Origin of the sequence: Planobispora rosea, from assembly GCF_014648175.1 — a bacterium.
In the GTDB taxonomy this organism is placed as follows: Bacteria; Actinomycetota; Actinomycetes; order Streptosporangiales; family Streptosporangiaceae; genus Planobispora; species Planobispora rosea.
In genome coordinates this window covers 24,942-46,328 of the sequence record NZ_BMQP01000042.1, presented here as the reverse complement: position 1 = coordinate 46,328, position 21,387 = coordinate 24,942, and the positions used below count along the sequence as shown (strand labels likewise).

Below are 21,387 nucleotides of genomic sequence, written 5' to 3'. Positions count from 1 at the left end.
ATGATCATTTTCCCTTACGGTAAAGTAACTTTCCAGTTTTTTCCCCGCGTACGCTGGGGTTTCACGCCCGCGACGAGCCGACAAAGACGATATCCACCCAGCCCCCGCGAGACCCCGCCCGGACCCCCGGCGGTCCCGGCCGGGCTCCCCGCGGCCCCATTGGACGCCCGGGAGCCTTGAATCTCGATCAGAGGGGTTATTACTCTCAATTCGGTCGGCACAGAACGCCTGTCCCGTCCCAGGACGACTCCCCGGGCACCGTGCGCCCGGTGTCATGTTTCGGAGGTACGGTGACACCGGATTCGATCCCTGCAGTCGATCACATCTCGGCCGGATACCACCCCGACCCCGCGCTGTCGATGTCGTTGCACGCCGACGCCTACACGGATCCGGCGTGGTTCGCGATCGACCAGCGGGCGATCTTCGCGCGCACCTGGCAGTGGCTGTGCCACGTGGAGAAACTGCGGGAGCCGGGAAGCTACGTGACGGGCACGGTGGCCGGCATGCCGATCGTCGCCGTCCGGGACGAGGCCGGCACGCTGCGGGCGTTCTACAACGTGTGCAAGCACCGGGCGCACGAGCTGCTGTCCGGCTCCGGCGTCCGGCGCAGCATCGTGTGCCCGTACCACGCCTGGAACTTCGACCTGACCGGCCGGTTGAGGCGGGCGCGCGGCACCGGCGGCATGCCGGACTTCGACACCTCCGCGGTGCGCCTGGACCAGATCCAGGTCACCGAGTTCGGCGGCATGGTCTACGTCAACCTCGACCCCGGGGCGGCCCCCCTGCCGGAGCAGGCCGGAGACCTGGAGGCGGAGATCGAGGCGCGGGCGCCGGACGTGGCCGGGCTCACCCTCGCCCGCCGGCTCACCTACGACATCGCCTCCAACTGGAAGAACGTCGTGGACAACTTCCTGGAGTGCTACCACTGCCATGTGGCCCACAAGGACTTCGTGTCCCTGGTCGACATGAGCACCTACAAGGTCACCACGTACGGGATCTACTCCAGCCACATGGCCCAGGCCGGCACGGCGGACAACTCCGCCTACGACGTGTCCGGCGCGACGGTCACCGAGCACGCGGTCTGGTGGCTGTGGCCCAACACCTGCCTGCTGCGCTATCCCGGCCGCGGCAACTTCATGGTGCTGCAGATCATCCCGGACGGCCCGGAACGCACCCGCGAGATCTGGGACTTCTACCTGGAGACCGCGGAGCCCGACGAGGCCGAGCTGGACAGCATCCGCTACATCGACGAGGTTCTCCAGGCGGAGGACATCGCCCTGGTGGAGAGCGTCCAGCGCGGGATGCGCACCCCCGCGTTCACCCAGGGAAAGATCGTTTACGACCCCGGCGGCTCCGGGCTGTCGGAGCACGCGGTCCACCACTTCCACGGCCTCGTCCTGGACGCCTACCGCCGCGAACACGAACGGTCGCCCACACACTGAGGCGAACCTTTCGCCGCGGGCCGCACTCCAAACGTTCATGAGGACACACCGCACGCTGGCGGCACTGATCCTGCTCGCCGGCCAGCTCCTGGCCGCCCCGCCCGCCCGGGCCCAGGCTCTCCCCGACTGCCCGGCCCCCACCTCGGCAGAGATCAGGCGAGCCGAGGAGGGCCGGACCGACCAGCCGCCGAGAGGCGCCCGCGCGATCGCAGGACTGCGCCTCGGCCACCTCCCGGCGGGCTTCTCCTGGGGGCAGGTCGGCGTCTCCACCCACGACGGCATGACCGAGTACGGCTACCTCTGGTCCGACGACCGGGACGACGTCGACCGGCGCCACCGGTCGCTGTGGGTGCGCGTCGCCTGCTGGCCCGAGGCCACCGGACCGGCGAAGCTGAGAACGGCCCCGTTCCTCGAGGGAACCTTCACGGGCGACGTGCGGCGGGTGAAGGTCGGCAAGCGCACGGTGCTCACCAAGGAAGGGGACGGGGCACTGGGACACGGCCGTTACGCGGGCTGGGTCGAACGCGAAGGCGTCATGATCACGGTAATGGCCAGCCGGCCTCTCGTCCGGGAGCTGAACGAGATCATCAAGGGGATCACACTGCGCTGACGCCCTTTTCGCGGCCGGCGCCGCTTCTATCACAGCGTCCATTACAGCGTCTATCGCAGCGTCTATCGCAGCGTCCGTGTGGCGCCATCGTGGCCAGGGGCTTCACCCGGGCCACACCGGGAGAGCGGCGCTCGAAACGGGCCGCGCGCAATGGGCGATCATCAGGACGGAAAACCATCAGAACAAATATGTGTTTATATCGGTAATATCACCAGTCATGACATTTATTCATTGAGGGTTTTTGAGGGCCTGTGCGAAGGTCGCGGCACTGAGTCGACCCGACCACAGGAGGACTCATGAAGATCAGGCAGCTCATCCGGCGCGTCGCCGCGGCCGGTGCCGGGATCGTGGTGGCCGGCGCGCTCCTGACGGTGCCGTCCGCGCCCGCGCACGCCGCCCCCGGCGGCTCCGGCCCCTACCCGGCCGACTACGAGACCACGCTCCGCCTGCCCCGTCACACGATCTACCGGCCCGCGGTCCTGCCCACCGGCGTTCGCCTGCCCATCGTGGCCTGGGGCAACGGAGCCTGCCGCGCCGACGGCACCCTCTTCGAGAACTTCCTCAAGGAACTGGCCTCCCACGGCTTCCTCGTCATCGCCAACGGCCGGCCGGGCGGCACCGGCAGCACCGACGCGGAGATGCTGACCGACGCCGTGGACTGGGCGATCGCGGAGAACAGCCGCTTCGGCAGCAGGCTCCGGGGCAGGATCGACACCACGAAGGTCGCCGTGATGGGCCAGTCGTGCGGCGGGCTGGAGGCGTACGAGGTCTCGGACGACCCGCGCGTCACCACCACCGGCATCTGGAACAGCGGCATGCTGAGCGACGCCGACAACTACCAGCTCGCCCGCCTGCACGCGCCGATCGGATACTTCGTCGGCGGTCCCAGCGACATCGCCTACGGCAACGCCCTCGACGACTGGAACCGTCTCCCCGCCGGCCTGCCCGCGTTCATGGGCAACCTGGACGTCGGCCACCTGGGCACCTACTCCCAGCCCAACGGCGGGGAGTTCGGCCGGGTGGGCGCGGCCTGGCTCAAGTGGCAGCTCAAGGGCGACGCCGCGGCCAAGGCGATGTTCGTCGGCCCGAACTGCGGGCTGTGCTCCGGCCCATGGCAGGTCATGCGCAAGAACCTCAGCTGACCGCGATCGCCCCCTCGCGTCCGTGACCGGAGCGCCGGTCACGGACGTCGCGGCATGCGCACGCGGTGAGAGCGAGGCGAGGAGCAGACCGTTGCGCGCCCCCCGGGAAGACCGGAGGGAACTCGCGGGAAATCAGCGAGCGGCACTCCGCCGCAGGGCCCACATCGCGACGACGAGGGCCGCCAGGCGGGCCAGGTTGCCACGGTGCCAGGTCTGGAGCAGCTTACGGACTTCCTCCGCGCTCAACGGCTCCTTGCCGCGTAACAGCGTCAGGTTGACGGTCCGCACCAGATGGACCGTCAACACCACCGCCACCACCGTGCTCGCCGCGGCCGTGACGACGGCCCGCCTGTCACCGCCGGATCGCCAGTCATCGATCAGCGTGGCCGCGGTGCCCGCCAAGGTCGGCGGCACCACCGGAAGGTAGTAGCGCAGCGGGCTCCCAGACCCCAGAAGCTCCGGCGCCCGGTTCGGTCGGGCGTCCGCCAGCAACCGGGGCATGTCCACCATCGCCTCGTAGACGTTGCCGAAGAACCAGTGGAGCTGTCCCAGCCGGGCGGCCGCGGACCAGACGGTTCGCGATCGCGCCGCCTGCTTGCGCGAGGGGTTCCGCATGCCGACAGCATCTCAGACCTGTCAACATCCGCCCCGGCCGCCTCTCCCGTGGGTGACGGGATCGAGGCGACGCCCCACGCCGGTTCCCGCCGCCGGCCGCCCAGGTCGTCGCGACCGCCTCATGTCGCCCGTCGGACCGGTGTTCCTCACAACCGACGAGCCGAGTTGACAGATCACCGCAAAGACATCAAATTAGGCGAGGCTAACCTTACTTAGGCAAACCTAATTTGAACGCGAGGTATCCGAGTGGACGGGATCGAAGGCCGCATCGCTCTGGTGACGGGTGCGGGCCGGGGTATCGGGGCGGCCGTCTGCGAGGCTCTGACCAGTGCGGGGGCCAAGGTCGCCGCCGCCGATCTCCGGATCGGCGAGCAGGGGGGGTCCTCCGGCGCGGTGCCGTACCCGCTGGACGTCCGCGACCCGCACGCGGTGGACGAGGTGGTCACCGCCGTCGAGCGCGACCTGGGCCCGATCGGCATCCTCGTCAACGTCGCGGGCGTGCTCCGGCCCGGGCCGGTCGTGGAGACCGGTGACGACGCCTGGCAGCAGACCTTCGCGGTCAACGCCGACGGTGTCTTCCACACCTGCCGCGCCGTCGCCCGCAGGATGCTCCCCCGGCGGGCCGGAGCGATCGTCACCGTGGGGTCCAACGCCGCCTCGGTGCCACGGGTGAACATGGCGGCCTACGCCGCCTCCAAGGCCGCGGCGACCATGTTCACCCGCTGCCTGGGCCTGGAGCTGGGCCCGTACGGAATCCGGTGCAACACCGTCTCCCCCGGCTCGACCGACACCCCGATGCTCCGCGCGCTCTGGGATGACAGGGACCCCGCCGACGCGTGGAGCGCCACCCTCCACGGCGATCCCGCCGCCTTCCGGACCGGCATCCCGCTCGGCCGCATCGCCGAGCCCCGCGACATCGCCGACGCCGTGCTCTTCCTCGCCTCGGACCGTGCCCGGCACATCACCATGCACGACCTCCTGGTGGACGGCGGCGCGACTCTCCGCGCCTGAACGGACGCGACGAGCTCAACGGACTGACGGACTCGACGAACTCAACGGATTGGATCCCCATGCGTTTGCTGACGACCGCCGCGGACCCGCTGGCGGGCTACGAACCCGGTGGCTCGGTGCTGTTCGCCTCGTCCCGGGGCACGCTGCTGACCCGCGGCGTGCGGGCCGTGGCCGGCGGTGATCTCGCCACCCTGGCCGAGCGGGTGACCGCCGTGCTCGGCGAGGTCGGCGGGCACGACGGCAGCCGTCTGGCCGCCGGGGCGGTCGGTTTCGACGGCGCGGCGCACCTGGTCGTCCCGGCCTCCGTCACCTGGTCCGGCCCGCTGGAGCCGGGCGCCGCGCCGTCGCTGGACGGCTGGAGGGTGCGGGCCGTCCCGGCTCCCGAGGACTATGCCAAGGCGGTACGGCTGGCGCTGGAGCTCATGGACGCCGAGAACGGAGGAGCCGCCGGGGACGGAAGCGCGCGGACCGGAGACCTCGGAGACGTCGGGGACCTCGGGGACCTCGGGGACGCCGCGGGCCCCGTCCCGGACGGCCTGCGCAAGGTGGTGCTCGCCCGGACGCTCGAACTCTCCCGCGACGAGCCCGTCGACGTGCTCGACCTGCTGCGTCCCCTGGCCGGCCGGGACATGTCCTTCGCCGCGCCGCTGCCCGGCGGCCGCACCCTCATCGGCGCCAGCCCCGAGCTGCTCGTCTCCCGCCGGGGCCGGACCGTGGTCTCCAACCCCCTGGCGGGTTCGGCCGCCCGCAGCGCCGATCCCGCCGAGGACCGCCGCCGGGCCGCCGCCCTGGCCGCCTCCTCCAAGGACCTGCACGAGCACCGCCTGGTGGTGGAGGCCGTCGCCGACGCGCTCCAGCCGTACTGCGTGGACCTGGACGTCCCGAGCGGGCCCGAGCTGACCTCCACCGAGACGATGTGGCACCTGTCGACGCGCGTCACCGGCGTGCTGCGCGACCCGGACACCCCCGTGCTCGCCCTGGCCGCCGCCCTGCACCCCACCCCCGCCGTGTGCGGGACGCCCCGCGTGCGGGCCCGGCGGGCGATCGAGGAGCTGGAGCCGTTCGACCGCGGTTTCTACACCGGCCTGGTCGGCTGGACCGACGCGGCCGGGGACGGCGAGTGGGCGGTGACGATCCGCTGCGCCGAGGCGGCCGGGCGTCTGCTCCGGCTGTACGCGGGGGCCGGGATCGTGCCCGGCTCCGATCCCGACAAGGAGCTCGCGGAGACCTCCGCCAAGTTCCGCACCATGCTGCGCGCCCTGGGAGTGGACACCGATGCACTGGCCTGACGACGTCGCCGCCCGCTACCGCGCCGCCGGATACTGGCGCGGCGAGACCTTCGGCGGCATGCTGCGCGACCTGGTCTCCCGGTACGGCTCCCGCCCCGCGCTGATCTCCCCGGGAACCCCCGGCGCCCCGGAGGTCCCCGGGGTCCGCTGGAGCTTCCGCGACCTGCAGGAGCGGGCCGACCGGCTCGCCGCCGGGCTGTACGGTTCCGGCGTCCGGCGCGGCGACCGGGTCGTGGTGCAGCTGCCGAACGTGCCCGGGTTCCACCAGGTCTGCTTCGCGCTGTTCCGGCTCGGCGCGTGGCCGGTGTTCGCTCTGCCCGCGCACCGCTCCGCCGAGATCTCCTACTTCTGCGAGTTCACCGAGGCCGCCGCCTACATCTGCCCGGACGACGCGCACCGCGCCTACGCCCCGGGCACTCCCGCGATCACACTGGGCGAGCTGCCCGAGGGCGACCCGGCCGTGCTCGACGGGCTGCCCGGCCCGGAGCCGTCGGACGTGGCGTTCCTCCAGCTCTCCGGGGGCAGCACCGGCCTGCCCAAGCTGATCCCCCGGACCCACGACGACTACATCTACAGCTTCCGGGCGAGCGCGGAGATCTGCGAGCTGACCCCGGACAGCGTCTACCTGTGCGCGCTGCCGGCCGCGCACAACTTCCCGATGAGCTCTCCCGGCGTCTTCGGCGCGCTCAGCGCCGGGGCGGCCAGCGTGCTCGCGCCCGACCCCAGCCCCGGCACCTGCTTCCCGCTGATCGAGCGGGAGCGGGTCACCATCGCCGCGCTGGTCCCGCCGCTCGCGCTGGTCTGGCTGGACGCCGCCGCCTCCACCCCGCACGACCTGTCGAGCCTGCGGGTGCTCCAGGTGGGCGGGGCGAAGTTCAGCGAGGAGGCGGCCAAGCGGGTCCGGCCCGAGCTGGGCTGCGCGCTCCAGCAGGTCTTCGGGATGGCCGAGGGGTTGGTCAACTACACCCGGCTGGACGACCCCGAGGGGATCGTCGTCTCCACCCAGGGCCGTCCCATCTCACCCGACGACGAGATCCTCATCCTGGACGACGAGGGACGCGAGAGCGACTACGGCCACCTGCTCACCCGCGGGCCGTACACCATCCGCGGCTACTGGCGGGCCGACGAGCACAACAGGACCGCGTTCACCGAGGACGGCTTCTACCGGACCGGCGACATCGTCCGCCGTACCCCGGAGGGCTACCTGGTCGTCGAGGGCCGGGCCAAGGACCAGATCAACCGGGGCGGCGAGAAGATCGCCGCCGAGGAGGTCGAGAACCACCTCCTGGCCCACCCCGCGATCCACGACGCCAGCGTGGTCGCCGTCCCCGACGCCTACCTCGGTGAGCGCACCTGCGCCTACCTGATCTGCCGGGGTGAGACGCCGAAGAAGTCCGAGCTCCGGGCGTTCCTCCGGGACCGCGGCATCGCCGCCTTCAAGATCCCCGACATGTTCGAGTTCGTCGACGCCTTCCCGCAGACCGCCGTCGGCAAGGTCAGCAAGCGCCACCTCCGCGAAAGGACCTGACACCATGGCCATCCCCCCGATCACGCCGTACCCCATGCCGGACGTCAGCGACCTGCCCGCCAGCCGGGTGGACTGGCAGCCGGACGCCCGCCGCGCCGTCCTGCTCGTGCACGACATGCAGAACTACTTCCTGCGGGCCTTCACCCCCGGTCAGTCGCCGCTGGTCGACCTGATGTCCAACGTGCTGGCGCTGCGCGCGCGCTGCTCCGACCTCGGCATCCCCGTCGTCTACTCGGCGCAGCCCGGCGGGCAGAGCAGCGAGCAGCGCGGGCTGCTCCTGGACTTCTGGGGCGGCGGCATCGGCACCGACCCGCAGGAGGCGGAGATCACGCCCGAGCTGGCGCCGCGCGCGGGCGACGTGCTGCTCACCAAGTGGCGCTACAGCGCCTACCAGCGGACCGAGCTGGCCGAGCTGATGGCGGCGCAGGGCCGCGACCAGCTCATCGTCTGCGGGATCTACGCGCACATCGGCGTGCTGATGACGGCCTGCGAGGCGTTCATGCGGGACGTGCAGCCCTTCGTGGTCGCCGACGCGGTGGCCGACTTCTCCGCCGACCACCACCGGATGGCGCTGACCTACGCGGCCGAGCGCTGCGCGGTCACGGTCACCACCCGGCAGATCAGCCGTGCCCTCGCCCGGGAGGTGGCCGGTGTCTGAGACCCCGCCCGAGATCCCGTCTGGGATCCCTGCGACCGCCGTACGGCTCCGCGCCGAGATCGCCGAACTGCTCTACCTGGACCCGGAGGAACTGGACTTCGACGAGAACCTCATGGACGCCGGACTGGACTCGATCCGGGTGATGACGCTGATCGAGCGCTGGAAGCGCGAGGGCGTCGAGCTCGGCTTCCCCGACCTGGCGGAGAGGCCCACCATCGCGGCCTGGGCGGAGCTGCTCGGATGAGCCACGAGGCGTTCCCGCTGACCGGGGCGCAGGCGGGCATCTGGTTCGCCCAGCGGCTGGACCCCGCCAACCCCGTCTACAACACCGCCGACCGCGTCGACATCCGCGGCCCCGTCGACCCGGTGCTGTTCGAGCGGGCCCTGCTCCGGTGCCTGGCCGAGGCGGAGCCGCTCCGGCTGCACTTCACCGAGGAGCCCGCGCAGTACCTCCCGGCCTCCGACTGCCTGCGCGACATGGTCACCGTCCTCGACCTGGGCGGTGAGCCCGATCCGGAGGCCACCGCCGAGGCGTGGATGCGCGCCGACCTGGGCACGCCGGTGGACCCGGCGGATCCGTCCACCGGGTCGATGGTCCGCAACGCCCTGATCCGCCTGGCCGATGATCACTTCGTCTGGTACCTGCGCGTCCACCACCTTCTGATCGACGCCTACGCGCTGTCGATGCTGGTCTCCCGGGTGGCGGAGATCTACGGCGCGCTGGCCGAGGGCCTGCCCCCCGGCGCGAGCCCGTTCGGCGGGCTGCTGCCCGTACTGGAGGAGGAATCCGCCTATCTCGCCTCCGAACGCCGTGACAGGGATCGGGCCTACTGGCTGGACCAGATGGCCGGCGCCCCGGAGCCCGCCGGGCTGGCGGGCGTGCCCGCGATGTCCGCACGCGAGGTGGTACGGCACCGCGAGGCCCTGCCGCCGGTCGGGCACTGGGACGCGCTCGCCCGCGAGACCCGGGCGACCTGGGCGGAGGTGGCCGCCGCCGGGCTGGCCGTCTACCTGTCACGGCTCACCGGGACCACCGACGTCCTGGTCGGCCTGCCGCTGATGAACCGTTCCGGCGCGGCCCTGCGGGTGCCGTGCCTGACGGTCAACGTGGTCCCGCTCCGGCTCGACGCCCGCCCCGGGACCCGGCTCGGCGACCTGGTCGGTCAGGCGGCCCGGCGGCTGGCCGAGGCCCGCCGCCACGGCCGCTACCGGATCGAGGACCTCCGCCGTGACCTGGGCCTGTCCGGCAGCTCGCGGGCGCTGTTCGGACCGATGCTGAACATCAAGCCCTTCGCGTCCGACGTGAAGCTCGGCGCCGTCCCGGCGGAGGTCCGCAACCTGGCCGCCGGCCCCGTCGACGACCTGGCCGTCACCCTGCTGCTGGACGGCGACCGCCTCACCCTGGAGCTCGACGGCAACGCCGCCCTCTACACGGAGGAGGCGCTGGCCGTCCACGCCCGCCGGCTGGCCCGGCTCCTGTCGTCGCTGGCCCTCACCCCGCCCGACACCCCCGTCGGCCGCCTGTCCCTGCTCACCGAGGAGGACGAGGCCGCCCTCCCGGCCGGCGCCGTCCCCTCCGCGCTCCCCGCCGCCGCACTCCCCGCCGCCGCGCTTCCCTCCGGTCCGGGCTCACCCGCCTCGGATCCGCCCGCCGTGCTTCCCGCAGCCGCACCGCGCACCGTGATCGAGGCCTTCGACGAACAGGTACGGCTCACGCCCGACGCGACCGCGCTGACCTGCGCCGGCGAGTCGCTGACCTTCGAGGAGCTGGGCGCCCGGGCCGACCGGCTGGCCCGGCGGCTGGTCCGGGAGGGGGCGGGTGCCGAGCGGATCGTCGCGCTGGCGCTCCCCCGCTCGGCGGACCTGGTCGTCGCGTTGCTGGCCGTACTGAAGAGCGGCGCCGCGTTCCTGCCCGTCGACCCCTCCTACCCGGCGGACCGGCGGGAGTTCATGCTCGCCGACGCCCGGCCGTCGATCGTCGTGACCCCGGAGTGGCTGGCGGCGGGCGACGATCTCCGGTTTCCGGAAGGCCGTGATCCGCAGAACTCCGCCGGCGGTCAGGACCCGGCGGAACCTACGGCCCTTCCGTCCCCCCGTCCCGGCGACGCCGCGTACGTGATCTACACCTCGGGCTCGACCGGACGGCCCAAGGGCGTGGTGGCGACCCACCGGGGGCTCGCCGCGCTGTTCGCCGGCCATCGCGAGCGGCTGTTCCCCGCCGGGGCGCGGCTCCGGGTGGCGCACACCGCGTCGTTCTCGTTCGACGCCTCGCTCGACCCGGTCCTGTGGATGATCGGCGGGCACGAGCTGCACCTGCTCGACGACGACACCTACCGCGACCCCGAGGCCCTCACCGCCCACGTGCGCGAGCACGGCATCGACTACCTCGACCTGACCCCCTCCCACCTGCGGGAGATGCCCGCCCTGCTGGCGGACCCGCCCCGGATCACGGTGGTCGGCGGCGAGGCCGTGCCGGAGGCGCTGTGGCGCGCGCTCCGCAAGAGCGGCACCCTGGCCGTCGACCACTACGGTCCCACCGAGGCCACCGTCGACGCCTACACCTGGTTCGGCGACGGCACCGAGGGCCCCGTCCCGGGCACCCGCGCCCACGTGCTCGACCACGCCCTGCACCCGGCCCCGCCCGGGGTCGCGGGCGAGCTGTACCTGTCCGGGGACGGGCTGGCCCGCGGCTACCTCGGGCGGCCGGAGCTGACCGCCGAGCGGTTCGTGGCCGGGCCGGGCGGCTCGCGCCTGTACCGCACCGGCGACCGGGCCCGCTGGACTCCGGACGGGCGGCTGGAACTGCTCGGCCGCACCGACGACCAGATCAAGGTGCGCGGGGTCCGGATCGAGCCCGGCGAGATCGAGGCCGTCCTGGAGGAGCACCCGGCCGTCGCCGCCGCCGCGGTGACGGTGCGCGGGGGGCGGCTGCTGGCCTACGCGGTCCCGGCCGGGGAGTCCCGTACGGCGCAGGCCGCGGATCCGCCCGCCGGAAAGACCGCCGCGGAGCGGCCCGAGCCGGAGACCACCGGCACCGGGCAGGACCTCCGCGAGCTCCGCGAGTTCGCCGCTGTACGGCTGCCCGCCGGGATGGTGCCCTCGGCCGTCGCCTGGCTGGACGCGCTGCCCCGCACGCCCAACGGGAAACTGGACCGGGCCGCGCTGCCCGACCTCCAGGTGGCCGCCCGGCCCCGACGGGAGCCTGAGACCGGCGAGGAGCGCGCGATGTGCGAGCTCTTCGCCGAGGTGCTCGGCCTGCCCGGTGCCGGGGACCCGGACCTGCCCGGTGCCGGGGCCGATGCCGGCTCCTCCGCCGGGACGCCCGCGCGCTCCCCCGTCGGGGCCGACGACGGCTTCTTCGACCTGGGCGGGCACTCGCTGCTGGCCGCCCGGCTGGCCGTGCGGATCAGGGAGTCCTTCGGCGTCCGCGTGCCGATCGCCACGATCTTCGAGGAGCCGACGCCCGCCGGGCTCGTCGCGCGCCTGCCCGCAGGGAAGGCCGTCCGGCCGCCGCTGCGGCCCCGTCCCAGACCCGACCGGATCCCGCTCTCGTCCGCGCAGGCCAGGCTCTGGTTCCTGTACCGGATCGAGGGCCCGAACCCGACCTACAACATCCCGCTCGCCGTCCACCTGACCGGACCGGTGGACCACTCCGCGCTCCGGGCCGCGCTCGCCGACGTCGTGGCCCGGCACGAGATCCTGCGCACGGTCTTCCCCGAGCGGGACGGCGTTCCCGAGCAGCGGATCCTGGACCCGGGGCCGGTGGCGCTGCAGGTCTGGCAGCCGGGCGAGCACCTGGCCGAGGCGATGCGGACGGTCACGCGGCACGGATTCGACCTGGCCGTCGAGCCGCCGCTGCGCGCCACCCTGCTCCGGGGCGAGGCCGGCGAGCACGTGCTGATGCTGCTCCTGCACCACATCGCCGGGGACGGCTGGTCCACCGGGCCCCTCGTCCGCGACCTCATGACCGCCTACGAGGCCCGCAGGTCCGGCGCGGCTCCCGCGTTCGAGCCGCTCCCGGTGCAGTACGCCGACTACGCGCTCTGGCAGCTCGACCTGCCCGGCACCGACCTGTCGTACTGGACCGAGACGCTCGCGGGCCTGCCCGACCGGCTGGAGCTCCCGGCCGACCGGCCCCGTCCGGCGGTGTCGAGCGGCGCGGGCGGCACGGTCCCCGTCCACCTCGGTCCCGAGCTCGTCGCCGGAGTCGGGGCGCTGGCCCGCGCGAGCCGTACGAGCGTCTTCATGGTCCTGCACGCCGCGCTCGCGGCCCTGCTCACCCGGCTCGGCGCGGGCACCGACATCCCGATCGGCACTCCGGTCGCGGGCCGGACCGACAGCGCGCTGGACGACGCGGTCGGCTTCTTCGTCAACACGCTCGTGCTGCGGACCGACACCTCCGGCGACCCGTCCTTCGCCGAGCTGCTCCAGCGGGTGCGGACGGCCGACCTGGGCGCGTTCGACCACGCCGAGACGCCGTTCGACCGGCTGGTGGAGGCGCTCAACCCGGCGCGCGCCCGCAACCGGCACCCGCTCTTCCAGGTGATGCTCGTCCACCAGGAGGCCCCCGAGGCGGGAGTGGAGGTCGTGCACACCGGCACCGCCAAGTTCGACCTGACCCTGAACCTCGACCCGACCGGCTCCGGGTTCCTGGAGTACAACGCGGACCTGTTCGACCACGCCACCGCCCGGACCCTCGCCGAGCGCTTCACCCGCCTGCTGGCCCGCGCCGTCGCCGACCCGGACCGGCCGATCGGCCGGCTGGACGTCCTGGGCGAGGGCGAGCGCCGCATGCTGGTCGAGGAGTGGAACGGCGACCTGGTCAGCGCGCCCGGCGCGACCCTGCCCGACCTGTTCGAGGCCCAGGTCCGCCGGACCCCGGACGCAACCGCCGTGGAGGACCTCACCTACGCCGAGCTGAACGCGCGGGCCAACCGGCTGGCGCACAAGCTCATCGCGCACGGCGCACGGCCGGAGAGCGTCGTGGCGCTGTCCCTGCCACGCTCGGCCGACCTGGTCGTCGCGCTGCTCGCGGTCGTGAAGGCGGGCGCCGCCTACCTGCCGCTCGACCCGACCTACCCCGCCGACCGGCTGCACTACATGATCGCCGACGCCGGACCGGTCTGCGTGGTGGGACCGGACTGGCTGGAGAACCTGGACGACTGGCTCGACCACGACCCGGAGCGGTCGCTGGAGCCGGGCAACGCCGCCTACGTCATCTACACCTCCGGCTCGACCGGGCGGCCCAAGGGCGTGCCGGTCACCCACCACAACGTGGTCCGGTTGATGTCGGCCACCGACCACTGGTTCGGCTTCGGCCCCGGCGACGTCTGGACGCTGTTCCACTCCTACGCGTTCGACTTCTCGGTGTGGGAGCTGTGGGGGGCGCTGCTGTACGGCGGACGCCTGGTCGTGGTGCCGTACGAGGTCAGCAGGTCCCCGAAGGACTTCCTGGAGCTGCTGGCGCGCGAGCGGGTCACCGTGCTGAACCAGACGCCGTCGGCCTTCTACCAGCTGGTCGCCGCCGACGACGGGCGGGAGCTGGCGCTGCGGTACGTGATCTTCGGCGGGGAGGCGCTGGAGCTGTCGCGGCTGGGCGAGTGGTACGCCCGCAGGCCGTACTCCTCGCGCCTGCGTCCCGAGCCGAACGCTCCCCTGCTGGTGAACATGTACGGCATCACCGAGACGACCGTGCACGTCACGTACATGCCGCTCTCCCCGGACCACCGCGAGGGCAGCCTGATCGGCCAGGGCATCCCCGACCTGCGGGTCTACCTGCTGGACGACGCGCTGCAGCCGGTGCCGCCGGGGGTGGTGGGCGAGATGTACGTCGCCGGGGACGGTCTGGCCCGCGGCTACCTCGGCCGCCCGGAGCTGACCGCCGGACGGTTCGTCGCCAACCCCTACGGCCCGCCCGGCTCGCGCATGTACCGCTCGGGCGACCTGGCCCGGTGGAGGCCGGACGGCACCCTCGACTACATCGGCCGCGCCGACCAGCAGGTCAAGGTCCGCGGCTTCCGGATCGAGCTGGGCGAGATCGAGGCGGCGCTGCTGTGCCACCCCGCGGTCGAGCAGGCGGCGGTGGTCGTGCGCGAGGACCGGCCGGGCGACAAGCGCCTGGTCGCCTACGCGGTGCCCACGGCAGCCGGGCTGGACACGGTATCGGTGGCATCCGGGCTGGACACGGTATCGGTGGCATCCGGGTTGGACACGGCCGAGCTGCGGGCGTTCGCGGGGCGGACGCTGCCGGACTACATGGTCCCGGCGGCGATCGTGGAGCTGGAGGCGCTGCCGCTGACCGTCAACGGCAAGCTCGACCGCCGGGCGCTGCCCGCGCCCGCCGCGCCCGCCGCCTCGGGGCGGCCTCCGGCCACGCCGCGCGAGGAGACGCTCTGCGCGCTCTTCGCCGAGGTGCTGGACCTGCCCCGGGTCGGGGCCGACGACGGCTTCTTCGACCTGGGCGGACACTCGCTGCTGGCGGTACGGCTCGTCTCCCGGATCAAGGAGGTGCTCGGGGCCGAGGTGACCATCGGCGCGCTCTTCGAGGCGCCCACGGCCGCCGGGCTCGCCGCGCTCACCGAGAGCGGCTCCCGGACCGACCCGCTGGCCGTGCTGCTGCCGCTGCGGGAGTCCGGATCGCGGCCGCCGCTGTTCTGCGTGCACCCGGCGGGCGGGCTGAGCTGGTGCTACAGCGGCCTGATCCGGCACATCCCGGACCGCCCGATCTACGGCCTCCAGGCCCGTCACGACCCGCTGCCCGCCTCGCTGCGGGAGCTGGCCGCCGACTACGTCGAGCAGCTGCGGGCCGTCCAGCCCGCCGGGCCGTACCACCTGCTGGGCTGGTCCACCGGCGGCGTCATCGCGCAGGAGATGGCCGTTCAGCTCCGGCTCGCCGGGCAGGAGGTCGCGCTGCTCGCGGTGCTGGACGCCTACCCGGCCGAGGGGCTGCGGGACCTGCCGGTCTCCGACGAGGCCGAGGCGCTGGAGGCGCTGCTCACCATGGGCGGCTTCGCCCCGGACGCGGTCTCCACGCTGGAGGAGGCGATCGAGGTGCTGCGCCGGGAGGGCAGCCCGCTGGCGGGCCTGCCGGTGGAGACGCTCAGGTCGCTCAAGGACCTGTACCTCAACACCAACCACCTGGTGCGCGGCCTCGACACCCGCGTATTCGACGGTGACGTGCTGTTCTTCCGCGCCACCGTCGACACGATCGACGACGCGCTGACCGCCGAGACGTGGCGGCCGCACGTCACCGGGGTGATCGACAACCACGACGTGGCCTGCAGCCACAAGGACATGACCCAGCCGGGACCGATCGCCGAGATCGGCGCGATCGTCGCGACCCGGCTGCAGGAACTCCAGGACCTTCAGGAACTTCAGGAGCTGAACCCGTGAACCCCTTCGACGACCCCGACGGCGCGTTCCTCGTCCTGGCCAACGACGAGGAGCAGCACTCCATCTGGCCGTCGTTCGCCGAGGTCCCGCAGGGCTGGGCGGTCCGCTTCGGCCCCGAGGTCCGCGCCGCCTGCCTGGCCTACGTCTCCGCGCACTGGACCGACCTGCGGCCCCGGAGCCTGACCCGGTGAACGAGGCCACCCCCGTGCAGGACTCCGTCCGGACCGGTGAGTCCGCCTCGACGGAGACGTCTGATCCCGTGATCTCGCGGGACCGGACGGGCCCCGGCCCATCGGGAACGGAAACGACGGCGGGACCCGGCCCGTCAGGAACGGACGCAGCGGCGGAACCGGATCCGGCAGGAGCCCGGTCGCCCGCGCGCGGGGCCGTACTGACCGTCTACGTCGTCGCCATGTGCATGAACGGGCTGGACGCGACGATCGTCAACCCGGCCCTGTTCGTCATCGCCACCGACCTGGGCGTCACCCCGGCCGCCTCCAACCTGGTGGAGGGGGCGTTCCTGGCCACCCTCGCAGTGATCATGCCGGTCGCCGGGTGGTTGTGCGACCGGTACGGCGCGGCGCGGGTGTTCCTCGGCGCGCTGGCGCTGTTCACCGCCGCCTCGGCGCTGTGCGGGATCGCCTGGAACCTGGAGTCCCTGGTGGCCTTCCGGGTGCTGCAGGGCATCGGCGGCGGGGTGCTGACCCCGGCCGGGATGACCATGCTCTTCACCGCCTACCCGCCCGAGGAGCGGATGCGCCTCTCGCGCTACATCGTGGTGCCGACCGCCCTCGCACCGGTGCTCGGCCCGGTCCTGGGCGGACTGCTGGCCGAGCACCTCTCCTGGCGGTGGGCGTTCCTCATCAACGTGCCCTTCGGGCTGGCGGCGGTGACCCTGGGCCTGGTGGCCATGGGCGGCAGCCTGCGGGCCGTACCCGGCGCAGCGGAGAGGACAGCCGAGGACACGGCCCCGGAGCCCGGGACAGCCGACGGAGAGGTGCCGGAGCCCCGCGGATCCGGTCGGTCCGGACTGGCCGGGCTGCTGGCCCTGCGGGTGCTGGCCGACCGCGGCTTCCTGCGCGGCACCGCCACGGCGTCCCTCGCCGCGGCGGGCCTGATGGGCATGCTGTTCGCCTTCCCGCTGATGTACCAGGACGCGCTGGGCGCCTCGGCGGCGGACGCCGGGCTGGTGGTCTTCCCGGAGGCGCTGGGACTGATGGCGGCCGGGTTCCTGGTCGACCGCACCTGCGCCCGGTGGGGTGAGCGGCGGGTGACCGCGCTCGGCCTGCTCGGAGGCGCGGCCCTGTTCGCCGTCCTCGCCCTGACCACCCCCGGCCCGTGGACACTGAGAGCGATCATGTTCTCCGTCGGTCTGGTCCTCGGCCAGGCGGTCACGGCGGTCCAGGTGTCGGCGTTCACGAGCATCGGCCCGGAGGTGATGGGCCGGGCCATGACCCTGTTCCAGTCGCTGCGCATGCTCGCCGGCGCGCTGGGCGTGGGCGCCTGCGGCCTGGTCCTCCCCCTCGGCTACCCCGCCGCCCTCCTGCTGTCCGCCGCCTTCCTCCTGTCCGCCTTCCTCGCCTCGGTCCTGATCACACCCAGGTGATCAGATAGAGCGCGGCGAAGGGGATGGCCGGGAGGACGCGCCACGGCAGGGCGAGGCGGGGCATGGTGACCAGGGCGGCGAACGGGTAGGCGATGGCGCCGCTGAGCACGATCAGTGTCACGAGATCACCGGCACCGGTCTCGGCGAGGCGCCAGATGGGCATCAGGAAGACGGGAGCCACCAGCGCGACGGTCCAGGCCGGGCGCACCCGGAGCAGGTACAGCAGCGGCCAGGCGAGGATGATCGCCGCCAGGGGGCCCCCGCCCACGCGTAAGCGATGACCTGCAGGCACCCGAAGTGCCCGCACTGCTCAGGTTCCGGGAGAATGGCGACCGCCGCGAACACTCCCGGCAGAACGATGAATGGAAGGATTATCCCGGCCAGGCCCGCGAAGACCATGCGCTCGGCGGGCCTCTCCCTCACCGAGGACGCTCTCACCTTCATGTGGGTCACCGAAAAATGGTGACATTATGAAGATTATTCCCCCATAGGGGAAATATCGATCTTAACCGAACCGGTACGGCGGTCTCCACGCCGAGATGATCGTGCATCGATACGGACGCATCCGCGAAAGCTGTGGATGCGGCGACGGCGGCGAATGACCCCTGAATCCCCGCCCTACCCCCGGAGCATCCGTCACACCTTCATGATCCAGGAAGTCACGTCTCCCGCGACGAGGCGCGACTCCCCGGATCACAAGTTTTCCCTCAGCTCAGCCCGCCACCGGGGTCCCGCGCCCGAGGCGAGCCCCAGGTCCAGCGGTCAGCGATCCTCTCCGGCCGTCTCGCCGAACAGATCGTGCACGGTCGAGGCGGTCACCGCGCGACTTGCCCAGGCCTCCAGTTGCGCGAGGTCGGCGCAGGTGGTGATCCGCTCCCGAGCCTCGTCCGGCACCTCCAGGCCGCGAGCGGCCAGCACCAGCAGCACCATCCGGGCCGCTTCCCGCTCCCTGCCCTTCGCCTCGCCTTCCACTATGCCCTCTGCCTTGCCCTCTGCCTTGCCCTCGGCTCTGCCTTCCTCCCGGCCACGGCCGTAGTGCTCGCGGGCGAAAGGGCTGTAGACGGGCCAAGTGGTGGACTTCATGATCTCCTCCAGGAGTCGCCGAACGTCGGGCGCGGACATGCTGTAGGCGTATTCATAGTACTTCGGAGCGTGATCGTCCGGCAGATCCGCCAGCGCCGCGGCGAAGGCCTCCACCACCTTGCGCTCGCGGCCGTGCACCATCACCGCCAGGGTCGCCAGCTCCGGCTGGGCCGCGGCCTGCTGCGGGTCGGTGATGGCCGGGATGTCATCCGGGCCCAGCACGCACGCCTGCAGCCGGTAGCCGGGCAGGCCGGAGTCGATCGGCCGGGCGTAGTGGGCGGCCGTACGGACGTCGGGGCAGACCACCAGAACGGTGACCGCGCAGCGCAGCAGCAGCCAGGATGCGGCGGCGTAGCGGGCCAGCTGCCGGGGATCTTTGGACGTGTCCTTCTGGATCTCGACGACGATGGCGTGCACCGGACCGGCCGGCGGCCCCAGGACGAGGACCAGGTCGGCCTCGAGGTCGTCGGAGGGCCGGGTGTTGAACGTCGAATTCTCCTCCCGGACCAGCGTCGTGGCGGGCAGGTCACGCCCCAGCAGGTCGCGGAGGATCTCCACGGCCAGCTGCGGGCGATTGCGGAACAGGTCGATGAGTGAGTCATGTTGAGGGGATGGCAAAGCAACTCACTGTAGTGTATCGAACACGTGTAGCAGCCGAATTCGCGAATGAGCGCAGACCTGCGAGACCGCAGTGACAGCACAGGGATTCGGGGACGCCTGAAAGGCGAAGGTGTCATGATCGTGCCAGGTCGGCGGCGGTCCAGGCGAGCAGGACGGCGGCGTCGAGGAGGGCGCGGTCGGCGGCCGGGGTGACCGCGGCCGCGGCGAAGGCGGGATCGTGCGGGACGGCCCCGCCCGCGCCGATGTCGAGCATCGGGTGGATGGCGCGGACCGCGTGGGAGACGTTGGCCATGTCGGTCATCGCGAACGGCTCGCGCTCGACCGGAGCAGGACGGCCGAGGGCTGCGGCGTTGGCCGCGTACAGCCCGGCCAGGCCCGCGTCGTCGCGAAAGTCGAGGTAGTCGGGTTCCGGGCGGGTCAGCCTCAGCTCGCAGCCGGTCGCCACGGCCGCGCCCCGGAAACAGGCCTCCACCCGCTCACGCAGCTCCGCGAGGTCCTCGGCCCTGGCCGCCCTGATCTCGTAGCTCGCCGCCGACCGGGCCGGGATGACGTTGGGCGCCTCCCCCGCCGCCGTGACCACGCCGTGGACGTGCCAGTCGCGCGGGAGCTGCTGGCGGAGCAGCCCGATCGCGACCTGGGCCAGCGTCATCGCGTCGGCGGCGTTGCGGCCCTCGTGCGGGGCGAGGGTGGCGTGGGCGGGTCGGCCGAGGTACTCCGCGTCCAGGGTGCCCAGGGCGAACGAGCGGAACCGTACGGTCTCGAACGGTCCCGGGTGGACCATCATCGCCGCGTCCACGCCGTCGAAGACGCCCGCCTGAAGCAGCAGCGCCTTGCCTCCGCCGCGCTCCTCGGCGGGGGTGCCGACCACCTTCACGGTCAGGCCCAGCTCGTCGGCGAACGGTGCCAGCGCCAGGCCCGCCCCGGCGGAGGCGGCGGCGATGACGTTGTGCCCGCAGGCGTGGCCCAGCCCGGGGAGCGCGTCGTACTCGGCGCAGAACGCCACGGTCACCGGGCCCGAGCCGGACGAGGCCGAGAACGCGGTCGGCAGCCCGCCCGCTCCCGCCTCCACCGCGAAACCTGCCGAGCGCAGGACGCCGGCCGTCCACTCCGCCGCCCGGCGCTCCTCGAACGCGGTCTCGGGGTGGGCGTGGATGCGATGGCTCAGCCCGGTCAGCACCTCGGCGTGGTCCATGACCCGCGCACGGACCGCCGTCTTCAACCCGCCGGTCTCCATCCCGCCGACCTCCATCACAACCACCCCGCGGCCAGCCCCGCGAGCCCTCCGGCCAGACCGCCGAGCCAGCAGGCCGGGTCGTGGCCGCCCCGGTACTCGGTGAAGGTCACCTCGTACCCCTTGGCCGCCAGCGTCTCGGCGAAGCGGCGGTTCTCCGCCAGGAGCATCCACTCCAGCCGCCCGGCCTCCACGTGGAAGCGGACCGGGAGCCGGGGTGAGCGCTCATACCGCCGGGTCAGCCACTCCGGGTCCTCGTCGCTCCACCAGTAGGAACCGGACTGCGACAGCACGTTGCCGAAGCGCTCCGGGGCGACCAGCGCCGCGTAGGAGGAGGTGAGCCCGCCGAAGCTCTGCCCCGCGACGACGGTCAGCTCCGGATCCCGCGTCACCCGCCACTCGCGTACGGCCCAAGGCAGCAGCTCGCCGGCCAGGTGCCGGACGAACGGCTCGTGGCAGGCCATCTCCCTCAGGCGGGTCGGCCGGTCCACCGCGTCGGGCAGCAGCACGACCATCGGCGGGATCCGGCCCTCCACGATCAGGTTGTCCATCGTCGGTGCGATCCGCCCGGCCCACACGTCCCCGTCGAGCAGGACCATCACCGGGTACGGCCCGCCCGCGCCGTCTCCGGGGCCGTACCCGGGCGGCGTGTAGACCCAGACCCGCCGCCCCGCGGCCTCGCTCTCGTGGACCCTGCCCTCGGGGACTCCGGCCCGCCGGTCCCGGTACGGCTGCGCGGGGGCGTCCGGCAGTTCCAGCAGGGAGGAGGGGTTGCGGCCGTGGCTCCCGGGGACCCGGACGGGGTTTCCGGGGTCGGGGAGCGCGGTCGTCATGACGCGGAGCCAGGAGTCGCGGTCGGTGCCGGGGATCTCCGCACAGGGCAGGATCTGGTAGCTGGCCCGCAGGTCCGCGTCCAGTTCGTAGGTCAGCCGGAGCACGTCGTCGCCCGGCGTCCGGCGCATCACGTGGCCGCTGATGTCGCCCGCGTGGCGGTCCCGGTCGGTCAGCGTGTTGATCAGGACGACGGCCTTCTCGTCCTCGCTGCGGGCCCGCCACAGGAACGTGACCCGGTTCCTGCCCGGTGTCGCGGCGGGTTCGATCAGCGGGGTGATCCGGTTCTCCGGCCCTACCGGCATTTCATGATCTCCGATCCGGTCGA

Annotated in this window: 16 protein-coding genes; 11 read left to right on the top strand and 5 right to left on the bottom strand. The window is 72.7% G+C overall.

Annotated features, from left to right (window positions below; genetic code table 11):
• The first annotated feature begins 290 nt into the window (after window positions 1-290).
• The 3 genes from IEZ08_RS31150 to IEZ08_RS31140 all read left to right on the top strand — a co-directional run bounded on the left by IEZ08_RS31150 (window position 291) and on the right by IEZ08_RS31140 (window position 3,194).
• Window positions 291-1,442, top strand: a complete 1,152-nt coding sequence (locus IEZ08_RS31150; RefSeq protein WP_068925896.1) for an aromatic ring-hydroxylating oxygenase subunit alpha — start codon at window positions 291-293, stop codon at window positions 1,440-1,442.
• 37 nt (window positions 1,443-1,479) lie between these two features.
• Window positions 1,480-2,052, top strand: coding sequence for a hypothetical protein (locus IEZ08_RS31145; RefSeq protein ID WP_068925897.1), 573 nt, complete (start codon window positions 1,480-1,482; stop codon window positions 2,050-2,052).
• A gap of 296 nt (window positions 2,053-2,348) precedes the next feature.
• Window positions 2,349-3,194, top strand: a complete 846-nt coding sequence (locus tag IEZ08_RS31140) for a poly(ethylene terephthalate) hydrolase family protein (RefSeq protein WP_068925899.1) — start codon at window positions 2,349-2,351, stop codon at window positions 3,192-3,194.
• Window positions 3,195-3,326: 132 nt separating this feature from the next.
• On the opposite strand, the gene IEZ08_RS31135 is transcribed toward IEZ08_RS31140, so the two are convergent.
• Entirely contained in the window at window positions 3,327-3,809 is a 483-nt protein-coding gene (locus IEZ08_RS31135) for an anthrone oxygenase family protein (protein ID WP_068925901.1), read from the bottom strand.
• A 240-nt stretch (window positions 3,810-4,049) separates the two neighbouring features.
• Between IEZ08_RS31135 and dhbA the strand changes: the two genes are divergently transcribed.
• From dhbA to IEZ08_RS31095, 8 genes are read left to right on the top strand one after another with little or no spacing between them, the layout of a single operon-like run.
• The gene (gene dhbA / locus IEZ08_RS31130; protein ID WP_203863568.1) at window positions 4,050-4,820 is read left to right on the top strand and encodes a 2,3-dihydro-2,3-dihydroxybenzoate dehydrogenase; all 771 of its coding nucleotides are present in this window, start codon (window positions 4,050-4,052) and stop codon (window positions 4,818-4,820) included.
• A gap of 59 nt (window positions 4,821-4,879) precedes the next feature.
• Entirely contained in the window at window positions 4,880-6,109 is a 1,230-nt protein-coding gene (locus IEZ08_RS31125) for an isochorismate synthase (protein ID WP_189243530.1), read from the top strand.
• The gene (locus IEZ08_RS31120; RefSeq protein WP_068925906.1) at window positions 6,096-7,637 is read left to right on the top strand and encodes a (2,3-dihydroxybenzoyl)adenylate synthase; all 1,542 of its coding nucleotides are present in this window, start codon (window positions 6,096-6,098) and stop codon (window positions 7,635-7,637) included. The genes IEZ08_RS31125 and IEZ08_RS31120 overlap by 14 nt, the downstream gene beginning before the upstream one ends.
• Before the next feature lie 4 nt (window positions 7,638-7,641).
• Window positions 7,642-8,295: an isochorismatase family protein gene (locus IEZ08_RS31115; protein WP_068925907.1), complete on the top strand. Its 654-nt coding sequence runs from the start codon at window positions 7,642-7,644 to the stop codon at window positions 8,293-8,295.
• The gene (locus IEZ08_RS31110) at window positions 8,288-8,539 is read left to right on the top strand and encodes a phosphopantetheine-binding protein (RefSeq protein ID WP_229803712.1); all 252 of its coding nucleotides are present in this window, start codon (window positions 8,288-8,290) and stop codon (window positions 8,537-8,539) included. Before IEZ08_RS31115 ends, IEZ08_RS31110 begins: the two co-directional genes overlap by 8 nt.
• Entirely contained in the window at window positions 8,536-15,687 is a 7,152-nt protein-coding gene (locus tag IEZ08_RS31105) for a non-ribosomal peptide synthetase (RefSeq protein WP_189243529.1), read from the top strand. Before IEZ08_RS31110 ends, IEZ08_RS31105 begins: the two co-directional genes overlap by 4 nt.
• The gene (locus IEZ08_RS31100; RefSeq protein WP_068925911.1) at window positions 15,684-15,878 is read left to right on the top strand and encodes an MbtH family protein; all 195 of its coding nucleotides are present in this window, start codon (window positions 15,684-15,686) and stop codon (window positions 15,876-15,878) included. Before IEZ08_RS31105 ends, IEZ08_RS31100 begins: the two co-directional genes overlap by 4 nt.
• The gene (locus tag IEZ08_RS31095; protein WP_068925912.1) at window positions 15,875-17,293 is read left to right on the top strand and encodes an MFS transporter; all 1,419 of its coding nucleotides are present in this window, start codon (window positions 15,875-15,877) and stop codon (window positions 17,291-17,293) included. The genes IEZ08_RS31100 and IEZ08_RS31095 overlap by 4 nt, the downstream gene beginning before the upstream one ends.
• Here the strand turns inward: IEZ08_RS31095 and IEZ08_RS31090 are convergent.
• The 4 genes from IEZ08_RS31090 to fes all read right to left on the bottom strand — a co-directional run bounded on the left by IEZ08_RS31090 (window position 17,280) and on the right by fes (window position 21,364).
• Window positions 17,280-17,561, bottom strand: a complete 282-nt coding sequence (locus IEZ08_RS31090) for a hypothetical protein (protein WP_068925913.1) — start codon at window positions 17,559-17,561, stop codon at window positions 17,280-17,282. The two genes, IEZ08_RS31095 and IEZ08_RS31090, sit on opposite strands and share 14 nt — an antisense overlap.
• 494 nt (window positions 17,562-18,055) lie before the next feature.
• On the bottom strand, window positions 18,056-18,994 hold the full coding sequence (locus IEZ08_RS31085; protein ID WP_229803710.1) for an RpnC/YadD family protein: 939 nt from the start codon (window positions 18,992-18,994) through the stop codon (window positions 18,056-18,058).
• Between the two features lie 115 nt (window positions 18,995-19,109).
• On the bottom strand, window positions 19,110-20,246 hold the full coding sequence (locus tag IEZ08_RS31080; protein ID WP_189243528.1) for an amidohydrolase: 1,137 nt from the start codon (window positions 20,244-20,246) through the stop codon (window positions 19,110-19,112).
• Entirely contained in the window at window positions 20,246-21,364 is a 1,119-nt protein-coding gene (gene fes / locus IEZ08_RS31075) for an enterochelin esterase (protein WP_176728586.1), read from the bottom strand. Before fes ends, IEZ08_RS31080 begins: the two co-directional genes overlap by 1 nt.
• Window positions 21,365-21,387: the final 23 nt, after the last annotated feature.

What these genes read in the sequence shown, in the direction of transcription:
- fes (WP_176728586.1), bottom strand. Translation starts at nt 21,364, where the DNA reads ATGCCGGTAGGGCCGGAGAACCGGATCACCCCGCTGATCGAACCCGCC.
- IEZ08_RS31115 (WP_068925907.1), top strand. Translation starts at nt 7,642, where the DNA reads ATGGCCATCCCCCCGATCACGCCGTACCCCATGCCGGACGTCAGCGAC.
- IEZ08_RS31135 (WP_068925901.1), bottom strand. Translation starts at nt 3,809, where the DNA reads ATGCGGAACCCCTCGCGCAAGCAGGCGGCGCGATCGCGAACCGTCTGG.
- IEZ08_RS31140 (WP_068925899.1), top strand. Translation starts at nt 2,349, where the DNA reads ATGAAGATCAGGCAGCTCATCCGGCGCGTCGCCGCGGCCGGTGCCGGG.
- IEZ08_RS31125 (WP_189243530.1), top strand. Translation starts at nt 4,880, where the DNA reads ATGCGTTTGCTGACGACCGCCGCGGACCCGCTGGCGGGCTACGAACCC.
- IEZ08_RS31080 (WP_189243528.1), bottom strand. Translation starts at nt 20,246, where the DNA reads ATGGAGGTCGGCGGGATGGAGACCGGCGGGTTGAAGACGGCGGTCCGT.
- IEZ08_RS31105 (WP_189243529.1), top strand. Translation starts at nt 8,536, where the DNA reads ATGAGCCACGAGGCGTTCCCGCTGACCGGGGCGCAGGCGGGCATCTGG.
- IEZ08_RS31145 (WP_068925897.1), top strand. Translation starts at nt 1,480, where the DNA reads ATGAGGACACACCGCACGCTGGCGGCACTGATCCTGCTCGCCGGCCAG.
- IEZ08_RS31120 (WP_068925906.1), top strand. Translation starts at nt 6,096, where the DNA reads ATGCACTGGCCTGACGACGTCGCCGCCCGCTACCGCGCCGCCGGATAC.